Raw genomic sequence first — 1305 nt, 5'->3', positions numbered from 1 at the left:
AGATGGGTATAAGAGACAGACGTGGAAGAAGTGCAGCGCAAGGAAGTCGCCGCCCTCAAGGCGATGGTCGAGCTGCTCATCGAGAAGGGTGTGTTCAGCCGCGAGGAGTACCTCGCGAAGGTCAAGCGGTAGTCCTCCATGCGCAAGAAGATTGGTGAGCTGCTCGTCGAGGCCGGCGTCGTGACGGAGGAGCAGGTCCGCGTGGCATTGGGACGTCGGGGTGCATTCGGTGGCCAGCGCCTGGGTGAGGTGCTGGTGGCGCAAGGGCTTTGCACGCCCACGCATATCGCGCAGGCCCTGTCCGCCCAGCACGCGCTGCCCTTCGTGGCGCTGCCGGAGGAGATTCCGGCGAACGTCGTGAGCTTGGTGTCCGTGGACTTCCAGTCCGAGCACCGCATCGTGCCGTTCCGGATGGAAGTGGAAGGCCGCAGCGAGCGCATCCTCGTCGCGGTGGATGACCCGGCGGACGTGACGCTCGTGGACGAGCTGCGCTTCCAGCTCCGCAAGCAGATGCGTGTCTTCGTGGCGGCTTCGGACGACCTGGACGCCGCGCTGGCGCGGGCCCGGGGTGAGCCGCTGGACATCGTGGAAGCAGTGGCCCTGGAGGACGAGGACGGTGCGCCGCCTCCGCCCGTGGCCGCTGGCGCGCCGCTCGAATGGGATTTCCCGGAGGCTCCGAAGCCCGTGTCCAAGCCCGTACCGCCTTCTCCGTCGCCCGCTGCCCGTCCCCCCTCGCCCCGAGGCCCGGCCTCGCCGCCACCGCCGCCGCCGGAAGCCACCGACAGCGAGGCCGGCGTGGACGCGCTGGATGACCTGCTCGGCCGGAAGGCCTCGGCCCCGGTGAGGCCGCCGCCGCCTCCTCCTCCCGACGCGGAGGCGGACGGAGCGGAGGGCCGGCCGCGCGTGCCGGTGGTGGTGTTCGGCGGTGCGGCGCAGGGCTCGCGTCCGTCGGTGCCGCTCACGCCCACGCCTCAGTTCTCCGACGAGGACCTGTCCATCCTGGACGACATCGAGCGCATCTCCCGCGGCGAGGACGCCTCGCTGGACACGGAGAAGGTGAAGCCGGCGCGCATGGTGGCCAGCCTCATCCGCCTGCTCATCCGCAAGGGCGTCATCCAGGAAGGGGAGTTCCTGGAGGAGCTGGCCCAGAAGTGACGGCCGCCGTGACGCCCGCGGGGCAGGAGCTGTTGCTCGACGTCCGCGGGCTGACCACGGAGCTGGCGCTGGAAGCGGGGCCGGTGCGCGCGGTGGACGACGTGTCCTTCGCGCTGCCCCCGGGGGGAACGCTGGGGGTGGTGGTGTCTC

At 70.9% G+C, this 1305-nt stretch carries 1 protein-coding gene and 1 pseudogene; both read left to right on the top strand.

Going from position 1 to position 1305, the window contains the following annotated elements; all coding sequences use genetic code 11:
- Window positions 1–138 precede the first annotated feature (138 nt).
- Window positions 139–1155, top strand: a complete 1017-nt coding sequence (locus HV826_RS36315) for a general secretion pathway protein GspE (protein ID WP_176421567.1) — start codon at window positions 139–141, stop codon at window positions 1153–1155.
- Window positions 1152–1305: pseudogene (locus tag HV826_RS37790) on the top strand (peptide ABC transporter ATP-binding protein); the annotation flags it as partial. The gene HV826_RS36315 and the pseudogene HV826_RS37790, both read left to right, overlap by 4 nt.

Source organism: Myxococcus sp. AM010 (genome assembly GCF_013372585.1).
Lineage (GTDB): Bacteria > Myxococcota > Myxococcia > Myxococcales > Myxococcaceae > Myxococcus > Myxococcus vastator.
Note: the sequence above shows the minus strand (reverse complement) of the source record. Positions and strands in the feature narration are given on the sequence as shown.

Excerpts from the sequence above, each read along its gene's own strand:
- HV826_RS36315 (WP_176421567.1), top strand. The coding sequence starts at position 139 with ATGCGCAAGAAGATTGGTGAGCTGCTCGTCGAGGCCGGCGTCGTGACG.